A 23,733-nucleotide genomic window follows, 5' to 3' on the forward strand; every position below is an offset into this window, starting at 1 on the left:
CCTCGGGCCTGCGCATACCTCCCGTTGCAGGGCCGTCGCTGCTCGACTGCCTCTGGACTACAAGCGTACGACTCCCCGCCGACAACGCCGAGAGGTTTTACCCGGTGATCATCCGCTCCTCACTGCCGGAAGCCGATGGTGGGGACGGCACGGCGCAGGGGCCAGGCCCTGCTCGTGGCGGGCAGGAGGTCCTCCAGGAAGGCGTAGCGCCCCAAGGCCACGGGGTCCTGGTCCGCGTACGTGCGGACCTGCTGCCACCAGCCGCCGATCTCCGCCCATCCGGGTGCGGACAGTGATCCCCCGAACTCCTGCACCGAGAGGGCCGCCGTCAGCCCGGCGAAGGCGAGGCGGTCGGCCAGCGGCCAGCCGGCCAGTGTCCCCGTGACGAACCCGGCGACGAAGACGTCGCCCGCCCCGGTGGGGTCCAGTGCCTCGACCTCGATGGCGGGCACCTCGGCTGCGGTCCCGGTCTCCCGGTCCACCGCGTAGGCACCCTCCGCGCCGAGGGTGACCACGGCGAGGGGCACCCGTTCGGCCAGGGCGTGGGCGGCCGCGCGCGGGCAGTCGGTGCGGGTGTAGCGCATGGCCTCCTCCGCGTTGGGCAGGAAGGCCAGGCAGTGCCCGAGGTCGGGCAGGGCGTCCAGGTCCCAGCGGCCGGTCTCGTCCCAGCCGACGTCGGCGAAGACCATGGCACCGTTCCGGGCCGCCGCGGCCACCCAGGGTTCGCTGCGGCCGGGGGTCAGCGAGGCGATGGCGGCGCGTGCGCGCGGCGGGCAGTGCGGGAAAGCGGGCCCGTGCCCCGGGGGCGCGGCGGGGGCCGGCGCCTCGTGGCCGTGCGAGACCATGGTGCGCTCCCCCTCGTACGCCATGGAGACGGTGACGGGTGAGTGCCAGCCGGGAACCGTGCGCGACATGGTCAGGTCGATGCCCTCGCCCTGCTGGAGGGCGTCCCAGCAGTACTCGCCGTAGTGGTCGTCACCGAACGCGGCGGCCAGCGAGGTGTGCAGGCCGAGGCGGGCGAGCGCGGTGGCCATGTTGGCGACGCCCCCGGGGCTCGAACCCATCCCCCGGGCCCACGACTCGGTCCCGCGCACCGGGGCGCTGTCCAGGCCGGTGAAGACGATGTCCAGGAAGACCGTGCCGGTCAGGAACACGTCGCAGGCCGGATCCTGCGGGACACGCAGCCCGAGCAGCGGGTCGATTCCTGGATCAGCTGTGCTCACCGTGCGCTCCCCGGCCGTGGCGGATCTGAACAGTAGGAGATCCGGCCAGTCTGCCGGATGCGCCCGCCCCTCCGCAGCGCCCACGCCGCCTGGTGCGCACTGACCCCGACCTGCATAAACATGCGTTGCTACCCGGCTCGGAGACGCATAAACCAAGCTGTGACCCAGATCACATCGAGCCGACTTTCCGTCTTCGGTTCGCGCTTGATACAAATTGGCCCGCGAGCACCGGTCGGTCGGGACGGTTGACGACGAGTGCCGCTTCTCCCGCTTCTTCTCGCTCCACCCTCCCCTGCCTTGCCCCGCTTTCCCCTCCCCTGCCTTACCCCCGCTCTGCCCTCCCCCGCCGTACCCGCTCCACCCTCCCCTGCCTTCTCCCGCCTCTTCTGGCATGTCCTCAGGAACGCCCATGTCCTCGCGCCCTCGCGCCGCGTGGCCCCTGGTCGCCGTGTTCACCGCCGGTTACCTCGCCGCCTATCTCCTCCCCACCATCGTCGGCCGCCTCGGCACCTATCTGGGGCTGAGCTCCGCCCAGGCCGGTCTGGTCGGCAGCGCCCTGCTGCTCAGTTCGGCCTCGGCCGGCTTCGCGCTTGCGGGTCGCGTCGAGAGATACGGGTCGCGGAGACCGGCACGTGCGGGGCTGCTGCTGGCGGCGGTCGGCTACGGCTGCGCGGCGGTGACCACCTCGGTGCCGCTGGTGGTCCTGGGCGTCGTGGTGGGCGGTTTCGGGTCCGGTACGGCGACCGCCGTCGCGGCGTCCGGCATCGCCGCGCAGCGCGATCCGCACCGGACCTCGTCGCTCGGGCTGCTCAGCGTCTCGGCGACGGCGGGTGCCCTCTACCTGACGATCCCTCACCTGGGTGGTGGCCACCGGCTGCCGTTCGCCTCCATCGCGGTGGTCGCGCTCCTGGTGTGGCCCGCCACCGCCCGGCTGGGCGGCGCCACGCCCGTCGCGGGGACGTCGCCGGTCCAGGGGCGGCTGCCGCACCGGCGGTCGGGGCTCGTACTGGCCGGCGGAATGCTCGTCTGGTCCATGGCGCAGAACGCCCTGTGGGGCGTGAGCAGCCGTATCGGCGCCGATCAGGTGGGCCTCTCCGAGGTGACCGTGGGAGCCGTGTTCGCCGCCGCGCTGGGCGCGGGACTGCTGGGCGTCATGGGTGCCGGCGTGCTGGGCGCCCGGCTCGGGCGCGCGGTGCCGATCGGCCTCGGCACCATGATCATCGCGGGGAGCATCGTGCTCAGCTCCTCGGCCGACGACCTGGGGTCGTTCGCGACCGGTGAGATCGCGTGGAACACCTTCTACCCGGTGGTCCTGTCGTACCTGATCGGTCTGGCGGCGTCCCTGGACGTGCGCGGCCGCTGGGCGGTTCTCGCGGGCTCGGCCTCGTCCGTCGGTACGGCCTGCGGCCCGCTCCTCGGCAGCGTGCTCTCCGCGCAGGCGGGCTACGCGGTGATGGGCCTCATCCTGGGGGCCGCCACGCTCCTTGTCGCGGCCCCGGTCACCGCCGTGGCGCTGCACACCGGCGGGCGCCCGCTGGTGCCCGGTTCCGTCCGCCGCAGGGGCGGCGCCCCGGCCGCACTCCTCGCCGCCACGACCAACAGCCTGTCCGGCGCGGTGCCCAAGCTGGGCGCGCCGGAGCAGGCCGTCGCGGAGATCAGCGTGCCCGCGCTGCGGCGCAGGCGGCTGGTGCGGAGCGCGTTCCGGACGGCCGGCCCGTCCGGCGGTGCCGTTCAGTCGAACGCGTACGCCTCGACCTCGCAGAGGTAGCGCGCCCTGCGCTCCTCGTCGTGGTCGAGGAAGGCCGCCTCGAAGGAGTTGCGGGCCAGCGTGCGCAGCTGCTCCCGGTCCAGGCCGAGCGCCTCGTGCACGGCGTGGAAGGTGTCTCCGACGTATCCGCCGAAGTAGGCGGGATCGTCGGAGTTCACCGTGCAGAGCAGGCCCGCGTCCATCATGGCCCGCAGCGGGTGCTGCTCCAGGACGTCGATCGCGCGGAGCCGTACGTTGGAGAGCGGGCAGAGCGTCAGCGGGATCCGCTCGGAGACCAGCCGGTCCACCAGCTCCGGGTCCTCCATGCAGCGCAGGCCGTGGTCGACGCGTTCGACTCCGAGGATGTCCAGGGCCTCCCGGATGTACTCCGGCGGGCCCTCCTCGCCGGCGTGGGCCACCTTGCGCAGGCCGAGGGCCGTGGCCGCCGCGTACACCTCGCGGAACTTCGCGGGCGGGTGGCCGACCTCCGCCGAGTCCAGGCCCACGGCGCTGATGCGGTGCAGGTGGGGCTTCGCGCTCTCCAGCGTCTCCAGCGCCGACTCGGCGGACTTGTCCCGCAGGAAGCACATGATCAGCTGGGTGGAGACGCCGTGCGTCTCCTCGCTGCGGTCCAGCGCCCTGCCGAGCCCTTCGATGACGGTGCCGATCGGCACGCCGCGGTCGGTGTGGGCCTGCGGGTCGAAGAAGATCTCCGCGTGCCGGACGCCCTGGGCGGCGGCGCGGGTGAGGTAGGCGTCGGCCAGTTCGGCGAAGTCCTCCTCGGTGCGCAGCACCGCCATGAGGGCGTAGTAGAGGTCGAGGAAGCTCTGCAGGTCCTCGAAGAGGTAGGCGGTGCGCAGCTCTTCGGTGTCCGCGTACGGCAGGTCCACGCCGTTGCGCGCGGCGAGCGCGAAGGCCAGCTCGGGTTCGAGGGTGCCTTCGATGTGGAGGTGGAGTTCGGCTTTGGGGAGGTGCACGGGGTTCTCGTTACGTGTGGCGGGTGGGTACCGGGACCCTGATCAGGTCCTGGGCGATGGTCAGTTCGCCTTCGAAGCCGGCTGCCCTGGCCTGGCGCTCGAAGACGTCGGGGTCGGTGTAGCGCTGGGAGAAGTGCGTCAGCACGAGGTGCCGTACGTCCGACTCCTTCGCCACCCGGGCCGCCTGGCCGGCGGTGAGGTGACCGTGGTCGGCGGCGAGTCCGCCGTCCTCGTCGAGGAACGTCGACTCGATGACCAGCATGTCGCATCGCTCGGCGAGGGCGAACGCGCCGTCGCACAGGCGGGTGTCCATGACGAACGCGAAGCGCTGTCCCCGGCGGGGCTCGGAGACCTCTTCCAGCGGGATGCCGCGCAGGACGCCCTCTCTCTGGATCCGTCCGACGTCGGGCCCCCCGATGCCGTGTTGGGCCAGCTTCGCGGGAAGCATGCGCACCCGGTCTGGCTCGGTGAGGCGGTACCCGTAGGACTCGACGGGGTGGGAGAGCCGACGGCCCTCGAGGGTGTACGAGGCGGTGGTGACGAGGACACCGTCGGCGGCGACCGGGGCCTCGGTCAGCTCGACCGACTCCCGGTAGGCGGTGGCGTACCGCAGCCGGTCGAAGAAACGCTGTCCGCTCGCCGGGTAGTGGGCGGTGACCGGGTGCGGGACCTGGTCGAGGTTGATCCGCTGGATCACGCCGGCCAGGCCCAGCGAGTGGTCGCCGTGGAAGTGCGTGACGCAGATCCGGTTGATGTCGTGCGCGGCGACGCCCGCCCGCAGCATCTGGCGCTGGGTCCCCTCGCCCGGGTCGAAGAGGATGCCCTCGCCGTCCCAGCGCAGCAGATAGCCGTTGTGATTGCGGTGACGGGTCGGCACCTGGCTGGCGGTGCCGAGGATCACGAGTTCTCGTACGGACACGGGTGGCGGCCTGCCTAGGGTCTTTCGTCCGGATCAGGCCGGGCTGGTCCGGGCCTGATTCAGGGAACGGCGGGGTCGTGCGTCGCACGGCGGAGGGGACACGGCCGGCGCAGCTCCCCCGTTCGCGCGGGGCCGGAACGCGGAGGACCGGTGCCGGCGGACGAGGGCGCCACCGGGGACGGCGCCAGAGGCCACGTACCGGCGTCACCCGTCGGGAGGGGCCCTATCCGGGGGGCCACTGCATCCCGCGCCCGCCCAGGACGTGGGCGTGCGCGTGGAACACGGTCTGTCCGGCGCCGGCACCGGTGTTGAGGACGATGCGGTAGCCGCTCCCGGTGAGCTTCTCGTCGGCGGCGACCAGCCCCGCCTCGCGCAGCACGTCGGCGGCTGTCTGCGGTTCGGCGGCGGCGAGCGCGGCGGCGTCCGGGTAGTGCGCCTTGGGGATGACCAGGACGTGGGTCGGGGCCTGGGGGTTTATGTCGCGGAAGGCGACGGTCGTCTCGCTCTCGCGGACGACGGTCGCCGGGATGTCGCCTGTAACGATCTTGCAGAACAGGCAGTCGGTCTGCGGCTCTCCCGCCATGGCCCGGCCTCCTCGGTCGTTCGCTCCTGTGATCCGTACACCGGCATGCTATCCGGCCGGGGCGCGGCGGACGGCTCTCAGCTCCAGCGCCCGGTGCGTCCCATCAGCAGGGCCGCCGCGGCCGTTCCCGCGGTCGAGGTGCGCAGCACGCTGGGGCCGAGCCGGTAAGGGGGCGCCCCCGCCCCGGCGAAGGCGGCCAGCTCCTGGGGCGACACCCCGCCCTCCGGACCCACGACCAGCACGATCGTGCCGTGGGTGGGGAGCTGGGCGGTGGCGAGCGGCTCGCTGCCGCTGTCGCGGTCCTCGTGCAGGACGCCCGCGAAGTCGGCCCCTGCCAGCAGGGCGGCGACCTGCCTGGTCGTCATGGCCTCGGCCACCTCGGGGAAACGCACCCGGCGCGACTGCTTTCCCGCCTCACGCGCCGTGCTGCGCCACTTGGCCAGGGACTTGAGCCCGCGGTCACCCTTCCACTGCGTGATGCAGCGGGCGGCCTGCCAGGGCACGATCACGTCGACGCCCGTCTCGGTCATCGTCTCCACGGCGAGCTCACCGCGGTCACCCTTGGGCAGGGCCTGGACGACGGTGATGCGGGGCGCGGGCGCCGGCTCCTCGTGAACGCCTGCGAGGCCGGTGACCACGAGCCGGTCCTTGCCCTCGGCCGCCCGTACGACGCCTTCCGCCCAGCGGCCCCGCCCGTCGGTCAGGACGACGTCCTCCCCCGGGTTCAGCCGCTTCACGGAGACGGCGTGCCGCCCTTCGGGACCCTCCAGGACGAACTCTGGTGCGTCGGGCAGCTGTTCCACGACGAAGACCGGTGCCGTCACCGGGCACTCCTCCCACTCACTGCCGCACGTGCGGCTTCCATTTCGGCGGCGAGCAGGCCCACGAGCTCCCCGGCGGGCATCTCGCGTGCCATCCGGTGGCCCTGGCCCGCCCAGAGGGCCATGCCCTGCGCGTCCCCCGCCAGGGCGGCGGCCCTGCGCAGCCCGCTGGTCAGGTGGTGCACCTGCGGGTAGGCGGCCGGGGCGTACGGGCCGTGCTCCCGTACGAACCGGTTGACCAGCCCGCGTGCGGGACGGCCGGAGAAGGCCCGGGTCAGGGCCGTCGTCACGAACAGCGGGTCGGTGAGGGCCTGCTTGTGCAGCGGGTGGGCTCCCGACTCGGGGCACGGCAGGAACGCCGTACCGAGCTGCGCCGCGTCGGCCCCGGCCGCCAGGACGGCCGTGATCTGCGAGCCCCGCATCAGGCCTCCGGCCGCGACGACCGGCAGGGACGAGGACTCGCGGACTTCGGCGATCAGTGTGAGCAGTCCGGTGCCGGTGAGGCCGCCCTGTGGGTCGTCGCGGTGGGTGGACTGGTGGCCGCCCGCCTCGCCGCCCTGGACGCAGAGGGCGGCGGCGCCCGCCCACTGGGCGTTCCGGGCCTCCTGGGGCGAGGTGACCGTGACGACGGTGAGCGTGCCGGCGGCGGCGAACGCGTCGAGCACCTCGCGGGTGGGACAGCCGAAGGTGAAGGAGACCAGCGGTACGGGGTCCTCCAGCAGGATCGCGACCTTGGCCTCGTAGCCGTCGTCGCCGCTGGAGTCCGGGTCTCCCAGGGGCGTCTCGTACCAGGAGGCCTCACCGGCGAGCTGGTCGCGGTAGAGATCGACCGCGCTGGGGTCGGCGACCGGCGGATGCGGCATGAAGAGGTTGACGCCGAAGGGCCGGCCGGTCAGCCTGCGGAGCTGCTTGACCTCGTTGTACATCCCGTCCGCCGTCTTGTAGCCGGCGGCGAGGAGGCCGAGTCCTCCGGCCTCGGCGACGGCGGCGACCAGCTCCGGGCGTGACACGCCGCCCGCCATGGGGGCCTGCACGACCGGGTACCGGAAGAGATCCGTCAGCGCCAAGGACATGACCGCATCGTGCCACGTCCGGCGGATCGTGCCGAATCAGCCCTTTCGGACGGCGGACCGGCCGCCACACGCACGGCACCGCCCGCCGGTGAGGAACCGGCGGGCGGTGCGGCGACGGGGATCAGCGGCCGTTGAAGGCGTCCTTCAGGCGGGAGAAGAGTCCCTGCTGGCCCGGCTGGAACTGGCCGGTGGGCCGCTCCTCGCCGCGCAGCTTCGACAGCTCCCGCAGGAGGCGCTCCTGCTCGGGGTCCATCTTCGTCGGGGTCATCACCTCGACGTGCACGATCAGGTCGCCGCGCCCGCCGCCGCGCAGGTGCGTGATGCCGCGCCCGTGCAGCGGGACCGACTGGCCGGACTGGGTGCCCGGCCTGATGTCGATCTCCTCCAGACCGTCGAGCGTCTCCAGCGGCACCTGGGTGCCGAGCGCCGCGGCGGTCATCGGGATGGTGACCGTGCAGTGCAGATCGTCGCCGCGCCGCTGGAACACGGCGTGGGAGAGCTCGTGGATCTCGACGTACAGATCGCCGGCGGGACCGCCGCCGGGGCCGACCTCGCCCTCGCCCGCCAGCTGGATCCGGGTGCCGTTGTCGACACCGGCGGGGATCTTCACGGTGAGGGTGCGCCGCGAGCGGATGCGGCCGTCACCGGCGCACTCGGGGCACGGGGTCGGTACGACCGTGCCGAAGCCCTGGCACTGCGGACAGGGCCGCGAGGTCATGACCTGGCCCAGGAAGGACCTGGTGACCTGGGAGACCTCACCGCGGCCGCGGCACATGTCACAGGTCTGCGCGGAGGTGCCGGGGGCGGCGCCCTCGCCACTGCAGGTCGTGCAGACGACCGCCGTGTCGACCTGGATGTCCTTGGTCGTACCGAAGGCGGCCTCGTTGAGGTCGATCTCCAGCCGGATCATGGCGTCCTGGCCGCGCCGGGTCCGCGAACGGGGCCCCCGCTGGGCCGCGTTGCCGAAGAACGCGTCCATGATGTCGCTGAAGTTGCCGAAGCCGCCGGCTCCGAACCCTCCCGCGCCACCGCCGCCGCCCGACTGGGACAGCGGGTCACCGCCGAGGTCGTAGACCTGCTTCTTCTGCGGGTCCGAGAGCACCTCGTAGGCGGCGTTGATCTCCTTGAACCGCTCCTGGGTCTTCGGATCCGGGTTGACATCCGGGTGCAGCTCGCGTGCGAGCCGACGGAATGCCTTCTTGATCTCGTCCTGAGATGCGTCGCGGCGCACGCCGAGTACGGCGTAGTAGTCCGTGGCCACTTACGACTCCGCCAGGATCTGTCCGACGTAACGTGCCACTGCGCGTACCGCTCCCATCGTTCCGGGGTAGTCCATGCGGGTCGGTCCGACCACGCCGAGTTTGGCGACTGCCTCGTCGCCCGAACCGTAGCCGACCGCGACGACGGACGTGGCGTTGAGGCCCTCATGGGCGTTCTCGTGCCCGATCCGTACGGTCATGCCCGAATCCGTTGCCTCACCGAGCAGCTTCAGCAGCACGACCTGCTCCTCCAATGCCTCCAGCACCGGCCGGATCATCACAGGGAAGTCGTGCCCGAAACGGGTGAGGTTGGAGGTGCCGCCGATGATCAGCCGCTCCTCCGTCTCTTCGACCAGTGTCTCGAGGAGGACGGAGAGCACCGTCGATACGGTTCCCCGGTCCTCGGTCTCGAAGGACTCCGGCAGGTCCTGCACCAGCTGCGGGACGTCCGCGAAGCGCCGCCCGACGACCCGGCTGTTGAGCCGGGCCCGCAGATCGGCCAGTGACGAGTCACCGAACGGTGCAGGACAGTCGATCATACGCTGTTCGACCCGGCCCGTGTCCGTGATCAGGACGAGCATCAGCCGGGCCGGAGCCAGCGACAGCAGCTCCACGTGCCGGACCGTCGACCGGGTCAGCGAGGGGTACTGGACGACGGCCACCTGCCTGGTCAGCTGCGCGAGCAGCCGGACCGTGCGGCCCACGACGTCGTCGAGGTCGACCGCGCCGTCGAGGAAGTTCTGGATGGCCCGGCGCTCCGGCGACGACAGGGGCTTGACGCCCGCGAGTCTGTCGACGAAGAGACGGTAGCCCTTGTCCGTCGGAATGCGTCCCGCACTCGTGTGCGGCTGGGCGATGAAGCCCTCGTCCTCCAGCACCGCCATGTCGTTGCGCACGGTGGCCGGGGAGACCCCGAGGCTGTGCCGCTCCGTGAGCGCCTTGGAGCCGACGGGCTCCTCGGTGCCGACGTAGTCCTGGACGATGGCACGCAGCACTTCGAGTCTGCGTTCGCTGAGCACCGCGCACACCTCCAGCTGTGGTTCTTCGGTTTCCGACTGGCACTCTGTGCGTTCGAGTGCCAGCATCCCCCCGGTCAGTGTACGGGGGCGAGGTGGGGCAGGGGCAAGGGCGACCGGCCACGCCCTCCCGGGACTGCGCAGGTCGTTGCCGATAGCGTCGTCGTATGGACGCCTCTTGGGAAGAGTTCGGCTGGGAGCGGTTGGGCAACGGTTCGGGGCGGCGACGCCTTCCCGTCTGGGACGCGACCGCCGCGCTGGTGGCGGGTACCGACGGTGTGCTGCTCTACGACACCGGTTCGTCGCTCCGGGAGGGCGCCGGGCTGCGGACCCAGGCCGAGGCACTGCTGGGCCGGAGGGTGACGCATATCGCACTGAGCCATCCGCACTTCGACCATGTCCTGGGCACGGCCGCGTTCTCCGGGGCGGAGGTCTACGGGGCGGTCGGCACGGCGGAGCTGCTGGGCCGGGGCGCCGAGGAGCTGCGCGCGGACGCGTTGCGGCACGGCATGAGCGAGGCGGACGCCACTGCGGCCACCGACGTGCTGGTGGCTCCGCGGCATCAGGTGAGCGGCGAGTGGACGCTCGACCTCGGCGGCGGGTTCCAGGTGCTGCTGGCCAACGTGGGCCCCGGTCACAGCGGCCACGACCTCGCCGTGCTGGTGCCGGGCTCCCCCGTCGTGGTGCTCTGCGGCGATCTGGTCGAGGAGTCCGGCGAACCGCAGGCGGGGCGGGACGCCGTCCCCTCGCGCTGGCCGGCGGCGCTGGACCGGCTGCTGGAGCTGGGCGGCGAGGACGCGCTGTACGTCCCGGGGCACGGGGCGGTGGTGGACGCGGCGTTCGTGCGGGCGCAGCGCGATCAGCTGGCGGCTCGCTTCGGCGTGTCGTGAACAGGCGCCCGTTTATCGTCGTGCCATGCGCAGCTACCAGCCGGATCTGACTCTGCCGTGGAAGAAGTCCGCCCCCGCCCCCGAGGTCCCCGCCGAGCCCGATCTGGTCGTCGAGGAGGCCGTCACCGGCTTCTGCGGGGCGGTGGTCCGGTGCGAGAAGACCGCCCAGGGGCCGACGGTCACACTGGAGGACCGCTTCGGCAAGCACCGGGTCTTCCCGATGGAACCGCGCGGCTTCCTGCTGGAGGGCAGGGTGGTCACCCTTGTGCGCCCGTCGGCCGGCGGACCCGCCCGGCCTTCCCGTACGGCCTCGGGCTCGGTGGCGGTCCCCGGTGCGCGGGCACGGGTGGCGCGCGCGGGCCGGATCTACGTGGAGGGGCGGCACGACGCCGAGCTCGTCGAGCGGGTCTGGGGTGACGACCTCCGCATCGAGGGCGTGGTGGTGGAGTACCTGGAGGGCGTCGACGACCTTCCGGCGATCGTGCGGGAGTTCGCGCCGGGCCCGGACGCCCGGCTCGGTGTCCTGGTCGACCACCTGGTGCCCGGTTCGAAGGAGTCCCGGATCGCCGCCCAGGTCACCGACGCGCACGTGCTGGTGGTGGGACACCCGTACATCGACGTCTGGGAGGCCGTGAAGCCGTCCTCCGTGGGCATTCCCGGATGGCCGGCGGTACCGCGCGGCCAGGACTGGAAGACGGGCGTCTGCCGTGCGCTGGGCTGGCCGGAGAACACGGGCGCCGCCTGGCAGCACATCCTGTCCAGGGTCGGCTCGTACAAGGACCTGGAGCCGCAGCTGCTGGGCCGGGTGGAGGAACTGATCGACTTCGTCACCCTCCCCTCCTGATGCCCCGGCCCCTCGAAGGGGATCCGGCGGAGTGGGCGTGGGAGTGCGGCGCCCGCGTGTGCGGGCAGGCCCTCAGTCCACCAGGTCGCGTACCACCGCGTCGGCCAGCAGCCGGCCCCGCAGGGTGAGGACCGCCCGGCCCTCACCGTACGGGCCGGGCTCCAGGAGCCCGTCACCCACCGCGCGGCCGGCCGCCGCGAGGCCGGCGGGGGCGAGCAGGGACAGCGGACAGCCCTCCACGAGGCGCAGCTCCAGCAGGATGCGCTCGACCCGCCGGTCCTCTTCGCCCAGCACCTCACGGCCCGCCCCGGGCGAGCGGCCCTCGGCGAGCGCCTGCGCGTAGGCCCCGGGGTGCTTGACGTTCCACCAGCGCACCCCGCCGACGTGGCTGTGGGCACCCGGCCCGGCGCCCCACCAGTCGGCCCCGCGCCAGTACAGCTCGTTGTGCAGGCAGCGGCCCTCGGGGGTGCGGGACCAGTTCGACACCTCGTACCAGGAGAAGCCCGCCGCCGCCATCGCCTCGTCCGCGATCAGATAGCGGTCGGCGTGCACGTCGTCGTCGGTCATGGGGACCTCGCCCCTGCGGATACGCCGGGCGAGCCGGGTCCCCTCCTCCACGATCAGCGCGTAGGCGGACACGTGGTCGGGGCCCGCGCCGATCGCCGCGTCCAGGGAGGCCCGCCAGTCGTCGTCGGACTCGCCGGGGGTCCCGTAGATCAGGTCGAGGTTGACGTGCTCGAAACCGGCCGCGCGGGCCTCGGCGACGCAGGCCTCGGGCCTGCCGGGGGTGTGGGTGCGGTCCAGGACCTTCAGGACGTGCTGCCGCGCGCTCTGCATGCCGAAGGAGACACGGTTGAAGCCGCCTTCCCGCAGGGCCGCCAGATACGCCGGTCCGACGGATTCCGGATTGGCCTCCGTGGAGATCTCGGCGTCCTCCGCCAGCCCGAACTCCTCACGGATCGCCGCGAGCATCCGGACGAGGTCCGCGGCGGGCAGCAGGGTCGGCGTACCGCCGCCGACGAACACCGTGCGGACCGGGCGGGGGTCGTCGCCGAGCACCTTGCGGGCCTGGCGGACCTCCTCGACCAGATGGGCCGCGTAGTTGTCCCTGGACGCCAGGGCGCCGCCGGATCCACGCAGCTCGGTCGCGGTGTAGGTGTTGAAGTCGCAGTAGCCGCAGCGGGTGGCGCAGTAGGGCACGTGCAGGTAGAAGCCGAGCGGCCGGCCGGCGGCGCCTTCCAGGGCATGGCGGGGCAGTGCCCCGTCGTCGGGCACGGGCTCACCATCGGGCAGTACGGAAGGCATACCGTCCATTGTCACTCGCCGGAGGAGCTGCCCCGCACATCCGCGTGCCCGTCGACCTGGATGACGAGCATGGCCAGGTCGTCGTCGGGCGGACGCTCGGCGAAGGCGTGGACGGCCCGCTTGATCCGGTCGGCGATCCCGGCCGCGGGAAGCCCCGCACAGCCGGCCAGGGCCCGCGCGAGGCCGTCGCCGTCGTCGAACATCTGCCTCCCCGAGCGCCGCTCCGTCACCCCGTCCGTGACACAGAGAAGGCTGTCGCCGGGTGCCAGGTCGAAGCTCTGGCTGCCGTAGGCCACATCGTCGACGACGCCGAGCAGCACCTGCGGCTCGGCGGCGGGGCGTACGGAGCCGTCGGGGCGCAGCAGCAGCGGAAGGGGATGGCCGGCGCTCGCCACGGTGCAGCGCACCCCGCCGCCCGGGAGCGGGACGAGGTCGCCGTACAGCAGGGACAGGAAGCGGGACTGGGAGCCGTCCTGCATCTGCTCACCGCCCTGGAGCTGCTGGCCGCCCGCCGCCGCGACCATGAGAGCGGCTGCCTCGGCCGCCTCCATGGCGTCGTCCAGGAGGAGCCGGTTGAGCCGGTCGAGGACCTCGCCGACCTGGAAGCCCTCGCGGGACAGCAGACGCAGCCAGGGACGGGCGAGGCCGGTGACGACGGCGGCTTCGGGGCCGCTGCCCTGGACGTCTCCGAGCACGAAGCACCAGCGGCCGCCGGGGCACGGGAAGAGGTCGTAGAAGTCGCCGCCGACCACCCCGTCGTCACCGGGCTCGTAGACGAGCGCGCTGGTGACCCCGGGGATGTCGGCGACCTTGCTGGGCAGCAGACCGCGCTGGAGGATGCGGCTGATCGTGGCCTGGCGGGTGTAGGCGCGTGCGGCGCCCACGGCGAGGCCGACCCGGCGTACGAAGTCCGCGAGGAGGGCGGCGACCGGGTCGGGGATGTGGTCGGTGCCCTCACGCCCCACCAGGACGGCGCCGAGCGTACGGCCGCCCGAGATGATGCGGTGGGCGAGTGCGGCGCCCGCCGCGTCCCCACGCGCCACCGTGGCGCCTCCGGGCCAGGGGATGGGCACGGGGCCGGTGCCGACGCTCCCGGGTAAGCGGAGTGGCTCCTTCTCCAGTGCGGGGCGCAGCAGCTCGGTCCGCGCCTCGTCGCGGTGCCACACCCCCGCGAGCCGGGGGACGGCAGCCGGGCCGCCACCCTCGCTCTCCAGCCATATCGCACACCAGTCGGCGAGCCGGGGCACCAGGAGCGGACCCGCTATCGAGGCCACCAGGTCCTCGTCGAGCTGGCCCGCGAGGAGGCCGGAGGCCTCCGCGAGGAAGGACAGCCCCCCGCGGCCGGCCCAGCCCGCGTCGTCGCGCGGGGCGTGCCCGGCCGCGGGGTCCTCACCGGGGAGCGGACCGTGCCTGCGGGGGGTGGTCCGGCCGGCCGCCGGGGCGTCAGGCAGCCCGTAGCGGTCGTCACCGGGAAGACGGGCCCACACGGTCTTGAGCCCGGTGCGGTAGGTGATGCCCCAGGACTCGGCGAGGGTGGCGACGAGCTGGAGCCCGCGGCCGTACTCGGCCGGGTCCGGACGCTCGGCATGGCCGTCGCGCACCGACCGGGCGGGATGGTGGTCGGTGATCTCCAGCACCAGCGCGGCCGGTGCGGGCCCCGCCGAGTCCTCCAGTCTGAGGAGCAGTTCGACCGTCGTGCCGGCGTGCACCACCGCGTTGGTGACCAGTTCGCTGGCCACGGTCAGTGCGTCGTCGGTGAGCCGTTCGCCGAACTCGCCGGTCGAGGGCAGTCCGAGACCGGTCCAGTCGGCGAGCGCCGCCCGGACGAACCGGCGGGCCGCGGCCGAGGCCTGCGGGATACCGGGGAGGCTCGTGCGGGCGACCGGACGCGCCTCGTCGCCCTCACCGGCGATGTCGGTGCCGGGACGCTGGACGACGTCCCGCTGCAGCGGAATGGGACCCACGGTGCGGCTCCTGACAGTCTCGCGAAACGCCGCTGACGTATCCCGACAGAGTGACAGACCGGGCGCGCCCATAAGCGTCGAGTCACGGAAGTCGCCGGAGCCGGGGACGAACGGAGCGGGACCGGCGTGCGCTCGCGCACCCACCGGTCCCGCTCCGACGTGCTCCTCGTCCATTACGCCTCGCGGGAGCCCGCGTACATGTCGTCGATGAGGTGCTTGTACTCGCGCTCGACGACGGGCCGCTTCAGCTTGAGGCTGGGGGTCAGCTCGCCGTGCTCGATGTCCAGGTCGCGCGGCAGCAGCCGGAACTTCTTGATGGTCTGCCAGCGCTGCAGGCCCTCGTTGAGCCGCTGCACGTAGCCCTGGATGAGCTCCACGGTCTGCGGCGACGCGACCACGTCGGCGTACGGCTTGCCGCCCAGCCCGTTCTCCTGCGCCCAGCCGAGGATGGTCGGCTCGTCGAGCGCGATGAGGGCGGTGCAGAAGTTGCGGTCCGCGCCGTGCACCAGGATGTTCGAGACGAACGGGCACACCGCCTTGAACTGCCCCTCGACCTCCGCGGGCGCGATGTACTTGCCGCCGGACGTCTTGATCAGGTCCTTCTTGCGGTCGGTGATGCGCAGATAACCGTCCTGGGAGAGCTCGCCGATGTCGCCGGTGTGGAACCAGCCGTCGGACTCCAGCACCTCGGCGGTCTTCTCGGGAAGCCGGTGGTAGCCCTCCATCAGGCCGGGGCCGCGCAGCAGGATCTCGCCGTCCTCCGCGATCCGGACCTCGGTGCCGGGGAGCGGCTTGCCGACGGTGCCGGTGCGGTAGGCCTCGCCCGGGTTGACGAAGGAGGCGGCACTGCTCTCCGTCAGTCCGTAGCCCTCCAGGATGTGGATGCCCGCCCCCGAGAAGAAGAGTCCGATGTCGGGTGCGAGGGCGGCGGAACCGGAGACGCAGGCACGGAGCCGCCCGCCGAAGGCCTCGCGGATCTTCGCGAAGACGAGGGTGTCGGCCACCTTGTGCTTGGCGCCGAGCGCGAACGGTACGGAGGCCTTGCCGGTGCGACGGAAGTTGTCCTGCGACACCGTGGCGTACTCGCGGGCGACGCCCGCCGCCCACTGGAAGATCTTGTACTTGGCGCCGCCGCCGGCCCGTGCCTTGGCCGCGACCCCGTTGTAGACCTTCTCGAAGATGCGGGGCACGGCCGCCATGTACGTCGGCTGGACCACCGGGAGGTTCTCGATGATCTTGTCGACACGGCCGTCGACGGCCGTGACGTGGCCGACCTCGATCTGGCCGGACGTGAGCACCTTGCCGAAGACGTGCGCGAGCGGCAGCCAGAGGTACTGGACGTCGCCCGCGGTGATCAGCCCGGTCGCCACGGTCGCCTTGGCCATGTACGACCAGTTGTCGTGGGGCAGCCGTACACCCTTGGGGCGGCCGGTGGTGCCCGACGTGTAGATGAGCGTCGCCAGCTGGTCCGGGGTGATGGCGGCGACCCGGTCGGTGACCGCGTCCGGGTTCTTCACCAGGTACTCGGCGCCCCGCGCCTCCAGGTCGGCCAGCGTGAGGACCCAGCCCTCGGGGTCGCCCTCCACGGGCTCGGCGCCGGCCGGGTCGATGACGACGACGTGCGCCAGCTCGGGCAGCCCGGCCCTGTTCTCCCGGGCCTTCGCCAGCTGGGCGGCGTCCTCCGCGATCAGGACACGGCTGTCGGAGTCGGCCAGGATGAAGGCGGACTCCTCGGTGTTGGTGGAGGGGTAGATCGTGGTGGTCGCCGCGCCCGCGCACATCACGCCCAGGTCGGCGAGGATCCACTCGACGCGGGTGGAGGAGGCGAGCGCGACACGCTCCTCCGGCTGGACCCCCAGCGCGATCAGACCGGCCGCGATGGCGTGGACCCGCTCGGCGGCCTGCGCCCAGGTGAGTGACTTCCAGTCGTCCGGGCCCTGCCCCGAGGCCGACGGCACCGGATAGCGGTACGCCTCCCCGTCCGGGGTGGCCGCCACGCGGTCGATGAAGAGAGTCGCCACGGAGGGCGGCCGGCTATCGATCAAGGTCTGTGTGTCGCTCACGACGTCCTCCGGGCCTGCGGCATTGCTACGACCGGTTCATGGGTGCTGCTGCTTGTATGTCCTGCTTCTCGTTCCCGCTCGGCCTGCTTGTTTAACTGGCGAGTAACTAACGGGTGGTGATCAGAGTAGAGCGCGCGGGACCGTCGCGTAAGGGGCAGCAGGCCGCCGCTTGATAACGAACCGGGCCCCTGTGCCGCGGACGTCCGCGGCACAGGGGCCCATGGGCTGCTCCCGGTCACGCCCGAGGGCGTACACCCGGGTGGTCCCGGGCCGGACGGGAGCCGGCGCTACTTCTTGCCCTTGCCCTCACCGGCGGACTCGTCGGTGGACAGCACGGAGATGAACGCGTCCTGCGGCACCTCCACGTTGCCGACCATCTTCATCCGCTTCTTGCCTTCCTTCTGCTTCTCCAGCAGCTTCCGCTTACGGGAGATGTCACCGCCGTAGCACTTGGCGAGCACGTCCTTGCGGATGGCGCGGACGGTCTCACGGGCGATGACCCGGGAGCCGATGGCCGCCTGGATCGGCACCTCGAAGTTCTGCCGGGGGATGAGCTTCTGCAGCTTGGCGACGAGCCGGACTCCGTACGCGTACGCCGCGTCCTTGTGGGTGACCGCGGAGAAGGCGTCGACCTTGTCGCCGTGCAGCAGGATGTCGACCTTGACGAGCTGGGCGGACTGCTCACCCGTGGGCTCGTAGTCGAGCGAGGCGTAACCGCGGGTCTTCGACTTCAGCTGGTCGAAGAAGTCGAAGACGATCTCGGCGAGCGGGAGGGTGTAGCGGATCTCCACCCGGTCCTCGGAGAGGTAGTCCATGCCGAGCAGGGTGCCCCGCCGGCTCTGGCAGAGCTCCATGATCGCGCCGATGAACTCGCTGGGCGCCAGGACCGTGGCCCTCACGACCGGCTCGTGCACCTTGTCGATCTTGCCCTCGGGGAACTCGCTCGGGTTGGTGACGGTGTGCTCGGTGCCGTCCTCCATCTCCACCCGGTAGACCACGTTGGGGGCGGTCGCGATCAGCTCCAGGCCGAACTCGCGTTCGAGGCGCTCGCGGATCACGTCGAGGTGCAGCAGACCGAGGAAGCCCACGCGGAAGCCGAAGCCGAGCGCGGCCGAGGTCTCCGGCTCGTAGACCAGGGCGGCGTCGTTGAGCTGGAGCTTGTCCAGGGCCTCGCGCAGGTTCGGGTAGTCGGAGCCGTCCAGGGGGTAGAGCCCGGAGAACACCATCGGCTTGGGGTCCTTGTAGCCGCCCAGCGCCTCGGTCGCCCCCTTGTGCAGGGAGGTGATGGTGTCACCGACCTTGGACTGCCGGACGTCCTTCACGCCGGTGATGATGTAGCCGACCTCGCCGACACCGATGCCGTCGGCCGGGGTCATCTCCGGGGAGGAGACACCGATCTCCAGCAGCTCGTGGGTGGCGCCGGTCGACATCATCCGGATGCGCTCACGCTTGTTGAGCTGGCCGTCGACGACCCTGACGTAGGTGACGACGCCGCGGTAGGGGTCGTAGACCGAGTCGAAGATCATCGCGCGGGCGGCGGAGTCCGCCTGGCCGACGGGGGCCGGCACGTCCCGGACCACGCGGTCGAGCAGGGCGTCCACCCCGACGCCGGTCTTGGCGGAGACCTTGAGGACGTCCTCGGGCTGGCAGCCGATGAGGTTGGCCAGCTCCTCGGAGAACTTCTCCGGCTGCGCGGCGGGCAGGTCGATCTTGTTGAGCACCGGGACGATGGTGAGGTCGTTCTCCATCGCCAGGTAGAGGTTGGCCAGCGTCTGGGCCTCGATGCCCTGAGCGGCGTCGACCAGGAGGATGGTGCCCTCGCACGCCGCCAGGGACCGGGAGACCTCGTAGGTGAAGTCCACGTGGCCCGGGGTGTCGATCATGTTGAGGACGTGGGTCGAGCCCTTGCCCTCTCCCTCGGTGGGCGCCCACGGCAGACGGACCGCCTGGGACTTGATGGTGATGCCGCGCTCGCGCTCGATGTCCATCCGGTCGAGGTACTGGGCGCGCATCTGCCGCTGGTCGACCACTCCCGTCAGCTGAAGCATCCGGTCGGCAAGAGTCGACTTGCCGTGGTCGATGTGCGCGATGATGCAGAAGTTGCGGATCAGCGCCGGGTCGGTACGGCTCGGCTCGGGCACGTTGGTAGGAGTCGCGGGCACGCAGGGTCCTGATTCTTGAGACGTCGGACGCCGTGTCTCGGGTCGATGTCGGGTCGGACGGATCGATACGTAGCCTCCATGCTCCCACGCCCGCGGGGCCGGGACCGGTTTGGGCCGGTCCGAGGGTGGCTGCTACCGTGGGCAGCTGTGCCTCGTGGCCCTCAGAAGCAGCGTGGCGCACATAGGAGATCCAACGAACCTGAAAAGGCTCTTTCGTGGCGAACATCAAGTCCCAGATCAAGCGGAACAAGACGAACGAGAAGGCGCGCCTGCGCAACAAGGCCGTCAAGTCCTCGCTCAAGACCTCGATCCGCAAGGCCCGTGAGGCTGCCGCTGCCGGTGACGTCGAGAAGGCCACTGTGGCCGTCCGTGACGCCTCCCGCCAGCTCGACAAGGCCGTCTCGAAGGGTGTCATCCACAAGAACGCCGCCGCCAACAAGAAGTCGGCGCTGGCGCTCAAGGTTGCCTCCCTCCAGGGCTGAACTACTGATGTGATCGCCGGAACGGACTCAGCGGGCCCTCTCTCCCGCTCCTGACCGGCACCCGCGCCGCACACCGAACCTGCGTTCGCCACGCGGGTGCGGCGCACCAGGCTTGAACCGAAGGCCCCGGCCGCGTCCTCCCCAGGACGCCGGCCGGGGCCTTCGTGCTGCGCCCGCTGCGAGCGTCGCCCCACGGGCGTCGGCTGCGGGGCGCGGGTGTGGGTACGGCGGGTGGCGGGCGTGGGGGGCGTGGGGGGCGGAGCCTGGGCGGCGGGGCGTCGCTCGGGCGCCATGCGGTGCGGGCTCCGGGGTGCGCTGCGCTACAGGGTTCCCGGTGCCGGGCCTGCCTGGTGCCGGGCCTGCCTGGGCCTACCTGCGGCCTGCCCTCCGGGGGCGGGCGCGGTGGTACCGGCCAGGTGCGAGCTCGGTGCCGCCGGCCCGAGTGCGATGCGGCTCCGTGCGGGTGCGATGCGGCTTCGTGCGGGCTCGGTGCCGCCCGGCCCGGTGGGGGCTTGGCGGTCGCAGGCGCCGCTGCGAGCCGGGGACGCAGCAGGCCGGGGGACGCAGAACGTCAGGGGCGCGGCAGGTCGCGTGGCGGGCGGGCGTGAGGCTCAGCGACCGCCGGAGCGCGCGGCGCGGGCGACGGCGACCACGGCTTTCTCGAGGGCGTACTCGGGGTCGTCCCCACCGCCCTTGACGCCCGCGTCGGCCGCCGCGACCGCGATCAGTGCGGTCGCCACTCCGTCAGGTGTCCATCCGCGCATCTGCTGACGGACCCGGTCGATCTTCCAGGGCGGCATGCCGAGCTCTCTGGCCAGGTCCGCCGGGCGCCCGCCCCGAGCCGATGAGAGCTTGCCGATCGCCCGGACTCCCTGCGCGAGGGCGCTGGTGATCAGAACGGGGGCGACGCCCGTGGACAGCGACCATCGCAGCGCCTCCAGCGCTTCCGCCGCCCGGCCCTCCACCGCACGGTCGGCGACGGTGAAGGAGGAAGCCTCCGCCCTGCCCGTGTAGTAGCGGCCGACGACCGCTTCGTCGATGGTGCCTTCGACATCTGCGGCCAGCTGGGACGCTGCGCTGGCCAGCTCCCTCAGATCAGAGCCGATCGAGTCCACGAGCGCCTGGCAGGCTTCCGGGGTCGCTGAGCGTCCGAGCGTCCGGAACTCCGACCGCACGAAGGACAGCCGCTCGGCCGGCTTGGTGGTCTTGGGGCACGCCACCTCACGCGCCCCGGCCTTGCGCACCGCGTCCAGCAGGCCCTTTCCCTTGGCCCCGCCCGCGTGCAGGAGCACGAGGGTGATCTCCTCGGCGGGCGCTCCCAGGTACGCCTTGACGTCCTTGACGGTGTCGGCGGAGAGGTCGTGCGCGTTCCGCACGATCACCACCTTGCGCTCGGCGAAGAGCGAAGGGCTGGTGAGCTCCGCCAGCGTGCCGGGCTGCAGCTGGTCCGAGGCGAGGTCGCGGACGTCCGTGTCGGCGTCGGACGCGCGGGCCGCGGCCACCACATGCTGCACGGCACGGTCCAGGAGCAGGTCCTCCTGGCCCACGGCAAGCGTGACGGGGGCGAGCGGATCGTCGGTGGGATTACGTCTGGTGGCCATCGCGGTCCAGCATCCCACGCCCCTGTGACAGCCCTGCGGCGCAGGCGTCGGCACACCGCGGTCAGGTCGTACCGGAGAATGTCCGGGTGAGCGATGTGAGACACGTACTGGTGCTGCCCGACCGCGATACCGCCGAGGAGGTCGCCGGGGAGCTGCCCGACCGGTTCGGCGTCACCGAGGAGCCGCAGCTCGTGCGGGACGCACTGGCCGGCGAGGACGACGCCGAGGACGCCCAGTGGCTGGTGGTGGTCGAGGACCCGGCCGCACGGCTGGACTCCGCGGCGCTGGACGCGTTCGCCGCGGAGTACGAGGGATGGCTGGAGGCGCCCTGACCGGAGGCGCCCGGACCGGAGGTGCCCGGACCGGAGGTGCGCCCTGACCCCGGAAGCGCACCCTGACCGGAGGCACCTCGGGGGTGCCACAGCCGTACGCCGGTTCCGGGCTCATGCGGGTAGCGGTGCACCGAGTGTGCACCGAGTGGCATCCCCCCTTCGGGATGATCTGGATGTCCGTCTCGGTCCTGATGCTCGGGCCGACCACGGCGATGCCGCGCGCCGGCATGGTCTGCCAGGTGAGCGTGAAGTCCTCACGGTGCAGGTCTGTGGTCGCCCGGCAGACGGCCGGGTCTCGCCTTGCAGGCTGTTACCCGGACCGAGGTGCTGGGTGTCCGGCGTGGCGGTCGGCTCACACCGTGCGGGGTGAGCGCGCCGGTGACCCCCCGGCGTGTGGCACCGCGATGGACGAAGCGCTCGCTGTAGCACTCGAGGGTCGGGCAGCTCTCGACGTCGAGGAAGCCGCCGGGGCGCAGACGGTCGTCGCGCATCCGGACGTTCGTGTCGATCGACGAGGCGTCGATGACCACGTGCATGTCGGTACGTCGGCGGTGCACAGGTCGCGGGTCCCTGCCGCGCAGGTCGCAGTCTCCTTCCGCACAGGTCCGGTTCCGCCCACGTCGGCCAGGCGCTCCCTGCGGTCGTCATCGGCGTCTGCCGTACCCGTCACGTGGTCAGGGCCGGCCGCTCCGTGGGCAGTCGGGTGAGCGTCAGACCGAAGTGGTCCCGGTAGGCGGCGAACACCTCGGCGTCGTCGTCCAACTCTGTCTCATCACGCTCACCTCGCTCGGTCGTGATCAGGGTCCGTCCCCGGAGCGTCACCCGGCCGTCCTCGGTTCTCCTGGAGCAGACGGGAGACCGGGCGAAGTGGGAGTCAGGTGATGTGCGGTGGTACCAGGAGCCGGCCCGGAAGTCCGCCAGCACACGTGGGCGCAGATCCAGACGGAACTGCCGCGAACCGTCGCGCAGCAGGTCCAGGTCTCCCTGTGGCGCCTCGCGGAAGCGGAACGTCCCGCAGGGATCGTCCTGTTCGGTGCCCGCGTCCAACACGAGCGGGCGCAGGGCGTGATCGCCGAATCCGACATCGGCGAGCCAGGGGCCCGTGCCGTCGTCGGTCTCCACCCGCAGTGCGACGTGGTCGAACGGGATGCCGAGGCGTCCGCCGTCGCCGAAGACCCTTGCCTGGAGCAGGGTGACGCGGAAGCCGAGTGCGCACAGCATCGCGGCGAAGGCGCCGTTGAGTTCGTAGCAGAAACCACCCCGCCGGTCCTTCACGATCTTGTTCACGAGCCTCTCCTCGTCCAGGACGATGTCCTCGCCGAGATGGATGGAGAGGTTCTCGAACGGCACGGCCGTCAGATGGCGGAACTGCAACTCGCGCAGTGCCGCAGCGTCGGCTTGGGCGGGACGGGCTGCCCCGATGCGTTCCAGATAGGCGTCCACCCAGGCGGGGACGGGCGCAGCCGACTGCCGCGATTCCTCGGTCATGCGTCAAGTCTGACCCGGTGCGCCGGGCGGCGCCACGGGCCTCTGGGCCTAGGACCGCCGACGGAGGCGGCAGGCACGGCCGGTGGCTAGCGTGTGGGCCATGACGGAGCGGGAACCGGCACGCGGCCCGGAGCAGCGCAAACAGGACGTATTCGATCGTCTGGAGAAGGACGAAGACGTATGGGTGGCCACTGCCTCCCCGGACGGCCTGCCATGCCTGGTGCCGTTGTCGTTCGTATGGGACCGGGGCACTCTGCTGCTGGCCACCCGGCGCACCAACCCGACGGCGGTCAATGTGTCTCCGTCGGGGAAGATGAGACTCACTCTCGGGCACACCCGCGATGTGGTGCTGATCGAGGGAACGGCCGAAGTCGTCGAAGGGACGGATCTCCCCGCCGAGTCGGGGGACGCCTTCGCGGCGAAGCTCCACTGGGACGTACGCGGACGGCGGGCATGGGTGTATCTGCGCATCACGCCGTACACCGTGAAGGCGTGGCGCGAGGTGAACGAGTTGGCCGGACGCGACCTGATGCTCGACGGCACCTGGCTGGTCTGACGGCGGGCGTCGCCTCGGTACCGGGGGCCACCATGACAGCGGGTGCCGGCCCGGCGGCGCCGACTGGCCTCGCAACGGGGACTGGCCGGGGAGCCGGTCCGGGACCGATGGCCAGACGGCAGGCGGAGGCGAGACCGACAAAGGCGGGCACAGGGGCGAGGCAGGTGGAGGCGGGCCCGGCGAAGTCGGGGCCGGGCTCGGCGAAGTCGGGCACGGGCTCGGCGAAGTCGGGCACGGGCTCGGCGAAGTCGGGCACGGGCTCGGCGAAGTCGGGCACGGGCTCGGCGAAGTCGGGCACGGGAACGGAGTGAGGCGCGGGAACCCAGCCGGGGACGGGGACGGGGACGGGGATGGAGTCGCCCCCGGGTACGGGGTCGCCGCCGGCCGGGAGAAGATCGGCGGCCGGAGACAGCAACGGGCGCGCCCCG

The 23,733-nt window shown here is 72.0% G+C and carries 21 protein-coding genes and 1 pseudogene; 7 read left to right on the forward strand and 15 right to left on the reverse strand.

Translation table 11 applies throughout. The features are described from left to right. Positions 1-119: 119 nt before the first annotated feature. A complete protein-coding gene (locus tag ACHFIV_RS26040; RefSeq protein WP_398973697.1) occupies positions 120-1,223 on the reverse strand; it encodes a carbohydrate kinase family protein in 1,104 nt (367 codons plus the stop codon). A 409-nt stretch (positions 1,224-1,632) separates the two neighbouring features. Here ACHFIV_RS26040 and ACHFIV_RS26045 point away from each other — a divergent pair, with 409 nt between their 5' ends. Then, positions 1,633-2,991 (forward strand): MFS transporter, encoded by a 1,359-nt coding sequence (locus ACHFIV_RS26045; RefSeq protein ID WP_398973700.1) that lies wholly within the window; start codon positions 1,633-1,635, stop codon positions 2,989-2,991. Here ACHFIV_RS26045 and ACHFIV_RS26050 read toward each other — a convergent pair. The 7 genes from ACHFIV_RS26050 to hrcA form a co-directional block, all read right to left on the reverse strand. Then, entirely contained in the window at positions 2,955-3,947 is a 993-nt protein-coding gene (locus tag ACHFIV_RS26050; RefSeq protein WP_398973702.1) for an adenosine deaminase, read from the reverse strand. The genes ACHFIV_RS26045 and ACHFIV_RS26050 overlap by 37 nt on opposite strands. Before the next feature lie 10 nt (positions 3,948-3,957). After that, on the reverse strand, positions 3,958-4,866 hold the full coding sequence (locus ACHFIV_RS26055) for a ribonuclease Z (RefSeq protein ID WP_398973705.1): 909 nt from the start codon (positions 4,864-4,866) through the stop codon (positions 3,958-3,960). A 223-nt stretch (positions 4,867-5,089) separates the two neighbouring features. Beyond that, the gene (locus ACHFIV_RS26060) at positions 5,090-5,449 is read right to left on the reverse strand and encodes a histidine triad nucleotide-binding protein (RefSeq protein ID WP_398973707.1); all 360 of its coding nucleotides are present in this window, start codon (positions 5,447-5,449) and stop codon (positions 5,090-5,092) included. A 77-nt stretch (positions 5,450-5,526) separates the two neighbouring features. Beyond that, positions 5,527-6,273, reverse strand: a complete 747-nt coding sequence (locus ACHFIV_RS26065; protein ID WP_398973710.1) for a 16S rRNA (uracil(1498)-N(3))-methyltransferase — start codon at positions 6,271-6,273, stop codon at positions 5,527-5,529. Further along, positions 6,270-7,343 (reverse strand): nitronate monooxygenase, encoded by a 1,074-nt coding sequence (locus ACHFIV_RS26070; RefSeq protein WP_398973712.1) that lies wholly within the window; start codon positions 7,341-7,343, stop codon positions 6,270-6,272. The genes ACHFIV_RS26065 and ACHFIV_RS26070 overlap by 4 nt, the downstream gene beginning before the upstream one ends. A gap of 121 nt (positions 7,344-7,464) precedes the next feature. Beyond that, the gene (gene dnaJ, locus ACHFIV_RS26075; protein WP_398973715.1) at positions 7,465-8,604 is read right to left on the reverse strand and encodes a molecular chaperone DnaJ; all 1,140 of its coding nucleotides are present in this window, start codon (positions 8,602-8,604) and stop codon (positions 7,465-7,467) included. Next, a complete protein-coding gene (gene hrcA, locus ACHFIV_RS26080) occupies positions 8,605-9,621 on the reverse strand; it encodes a heat-inducible transcriptional repressor HrcA (RefSeq protein WP_398973951.1) in 1,017 nt (338 codons plus the stop codon). Positions 9,622-9,785: 164 nt separating this feature from the next. On the opposite strand from hrcA, the gene ACHFIV_RS26085 reads away from it, so the two are divergent. Together ACHFIV_RS26085 and ACHFIV_RS26090 are read left to right on the forward strand one after the other, a co-directional pair. After that, on the forward strand, positions 9,786-10,508 hold the full coding sequence (locus ACHFIV_RS26085; protein ID WP_398973717.1) for an MBL fold metallo-hydrolase: 723 nt from the start codon (positions 9,786-9,788) through the stop codon (positions 10,506-10,508). 25 nt (positions 10,509-10,533) lie between these two features. After that, positions 10,534-11,352: a DUF3097 domain-containing protein gene (locus ACHFIV_RS26090; RefSeq protein ID WP_398973720.1), complete on the forward strand. Its 819-nt coding sequence runs from the start codon at positions 10,534-10,536 to the stop codon at positions 11,350-11,352. A 72-nt stretch (positions 11,353-11,424) separates the two neighbouring features. Here the strand turns inward: ACHFIV_RS26090 and hemW are convergent, their stop codons facing one another. The 4 genes from hemW to lepA form a co-directional block, all read right to left on the reverse strand. Next, positions 11,425-12,666, reverse strand: a complete 1,242-nt coding sequence (gene hemW / locus ACHFIV_RS26095) for a radical SAM family heme chaperone HemW (protein WP_398973723.1) — start codon at positions 12,664-12,666, stop codon at positions 11,425-11,427. A 2-nt stretch (positions 12,667-12,668) separates the two neighbouring features. Then, positions 12,669-14,621, reverse strand: a complete 1,953-nt coding sequence (locus ACHFIV_RS26100) for a SpoIIE family protein phosphatase (RefSeq protein ID WP_398973725.1) — start codon at positions 14,619-14,621, stop codon at positions 12,669-12,671. Between the two features lie 173 nt (positions 14,622-14,794). Then, the gene (locus tag ACHFIV_RS26105) at positions 14,795-16,684 is read right to left on the reverse strand and encodes an AMP-dependent synthetase/ligase (protein ID WP_398973728.1); all 1,890 of its coding nucleotides are present in this window, start codon (positions 16,682-16,684) and stop codon (positions 14,795-14,797) included. 287 nt (positions 16,685-16,971) lie between these two features. Beyond that, positions 16,972-18,846 carry a translation elongation factor 4 gene (gene lepA / locus ACHFIV_RS26110; protein WP_398973731.1) on the reverse strand — a complete coding sequence of 625 codons (1,875 nt, stop codon included), beginning with the start codon at positions 18,844-18,846 and terminating at the stop codon, positions 16,972-16,974. A gap of 215 nt (positions 18,847-19,061) precedes the next feature. Here lepA and rpsT point away from each other — a divergent pair, with 215 nt between their 5' ends. Beyond that, complete coding sequence (gene rpsT, locus ACHFIV_RS26115) at positions 19,062-19,328, forward strand: 30S ribosomal protein S20 (RefSeq protein ID WP_203186183.1); 267 nt, start codon at positions 19,062-19,064, stop codon at positions 19,326-19,328. A gap of 611 nt (positions 19,329-19,939) precedes the next feature. Here rpsT and holA read toward each other — a convergent pair. Then, positions 19,940-20,929 (reverse strand): DNA polymerase III subunit delta, encoded by a 990-nt coding sequence (gene holA, locus ACHFIV_RS26120; protein ID WP_398973735.1) that lies wholly within the window; start codon positions 20,927-20,929, stop codon positions 19,940-19,942. Positions 20,930-21,015: 86 nt separating this feature from the next. Between holA and ACHFIV_RS26125 the strand changes: the two genes are divergently transcribed. Next, positions 21,016-21,261 carry a hypothetical protein gene (locus tag ACHFIV_RS26125; RefSeq protein ID WP_208861126.1) on the forward strand — a complete coding sequence of 82 codons (246 nt, stop codon included), beginning with the start codon at positions 21,016-21,018 and terminating at the stop codon, positions 21,259-21,261. A gap of 154 nt (positions 21,262-21,415) precedes the next feature. Here ACHFIV_RS26125 and ACHFIV_RS26130 read toward each other — a convergent pair. Continuing rightward, a pseudogene (locus ACHFIV_RS26130) lies at positions 21,416-21,797 on the reverse strand (YceI family protein); the annotation flags it as partial. A 130-nt stretch (positions 21,798-21,927) separates the two neighbouring features. Then, complete coding sequence (locus tag ACHFIV_RS26135; protein WP_398973739.1) at positions 21,928-22,749, reverse strand: arylamine N-acetyltransferase; 822 nt, start codon at positions 22,747-22,749, stop codon at positions 21,928-21,930. 100 nt (positions 22,750-22,849) lie between these two features. Here ACHFIV_RS26135 and ACHFIV_RS26140 point away from each other — a divergent pair, with 100 nt between their 5' ends. Together ACHFIV_RS26140 and ACHFIV_RS26145 are read left to right on the forward strand one after the other, a co-directional pair. Then, complete coding sequence (locus tag ACHFIV_RS26140; RefSeq protein WP_398973742.1) at positions 22,850-23,305, forward strand: pyridoxamine 5'-phosphate oxidase family protein; 456 nt, start codon at positions 22,850-22,852, stop codon at positions 23,303-23,305. A 107-nt stretch (positions 23,306-23,412) separates the two neighbouring features. Then, on the forward strand, positions 23,413-23,616 hold the full coding sequence (locus tag ACHFIV_RS26145; RefSeq protein ID WP_398973745.1) for a hypothetical protein: 204 nt from the start codon (positions 23,413-23,415) through the stop codon (positions 23,614-23,616). The last annotated feature ends 117 nt before the right edge of the window (positions 23,617-23,733 follow it).

This window comes from Streptomyces sp. ALB3 (assembly GCF_044385685.1).
Classification (GTDB): domain Bacteria; phylum Actinomycetota; class Actinomycetes; order Streptomycetales; family Streptomycetaceae; genus Streptomyces.

What these genes read in the sequence shown, in the direction of transcription:
- ACHFIV_RS26045 (WP_398973700.1), top strand. Translation starts at nt 1,633, where the DNA reads ATGTCCTCGCGCCCTCGCGCCGCGTGGCCCCTGGTCGCCGTGTTCACC.
- ACHFIV_RS26060 (WP_398973707.1), bottom strand. Translation starts at nt 5,449, where the DNA reads ATGGCGGGAGAGCCGCAGACCGACTGCCTGTTCTGCAAGATCGTTACA.
- ACHFIV_RS26070 (WP_398973712.1), bottom strand. Translation starts at nt 7,343, where the DNA reads ATGTCCTTGGCGCTGACGGATCTCTTCCGGTACCCGGTCGTGCAGGCC.
- ACHFIV_RS26085 (WP_398973717.1), top strand. Translation starts at nt 9,786, where the DNA reads ATGGACGCCTCTTGGGAAGAGTTCGGCTGGGAGCGGTTGGGCAACGGT.
- ACHFIV_RS26090 (WP_398973720.1), top strand. Translation starts at nt 10,534, where the DNA reads ATGCGCAGCTACCAGCCGGATCTGACTCTGCCGTGGAAGAAGTCCGCC.
- hemW (WP_398973723.1), bottom strand. Translation starts at nt 12,666, where the DNA reads ATGGACGGTATGCCTTCCGTACTGCCCGATGGTGAGCCCGTGCCCGAC.
- holA (WP_398973735.1), bottom strand. Translation starts at nt 20,929, where the DNA reads ATGGCCACCAGACGTAATCCCACCGACGATCCGCTCGCCCCCGTCACG.
- ACHFIV_RS26135 (WP_398973739.1), bottom strand. Translation starts at nt 22,749, where the DNA reads ATGACCGAGGAATCGCGGCAGTCGGCTGCGCCCGTCCCCGCCTGGGTG.
- ACHFIV_RS26140 (WP_398973742.1), top strand. Translation starts at nt 22,850, where the DNA reads ATGACGGAGCGGGAACCGGCACGCGGCCCGGAGCAGCGCAAACAGGAC.
- ACHFIV_RS26145 (WP_398973745.1), top strand. Translation starts at nt 23,413, where the DNA reads ATGGCCAGACGGCAGGCGGAGGCGAGACCGACAAAGGCGGGCACAGGG.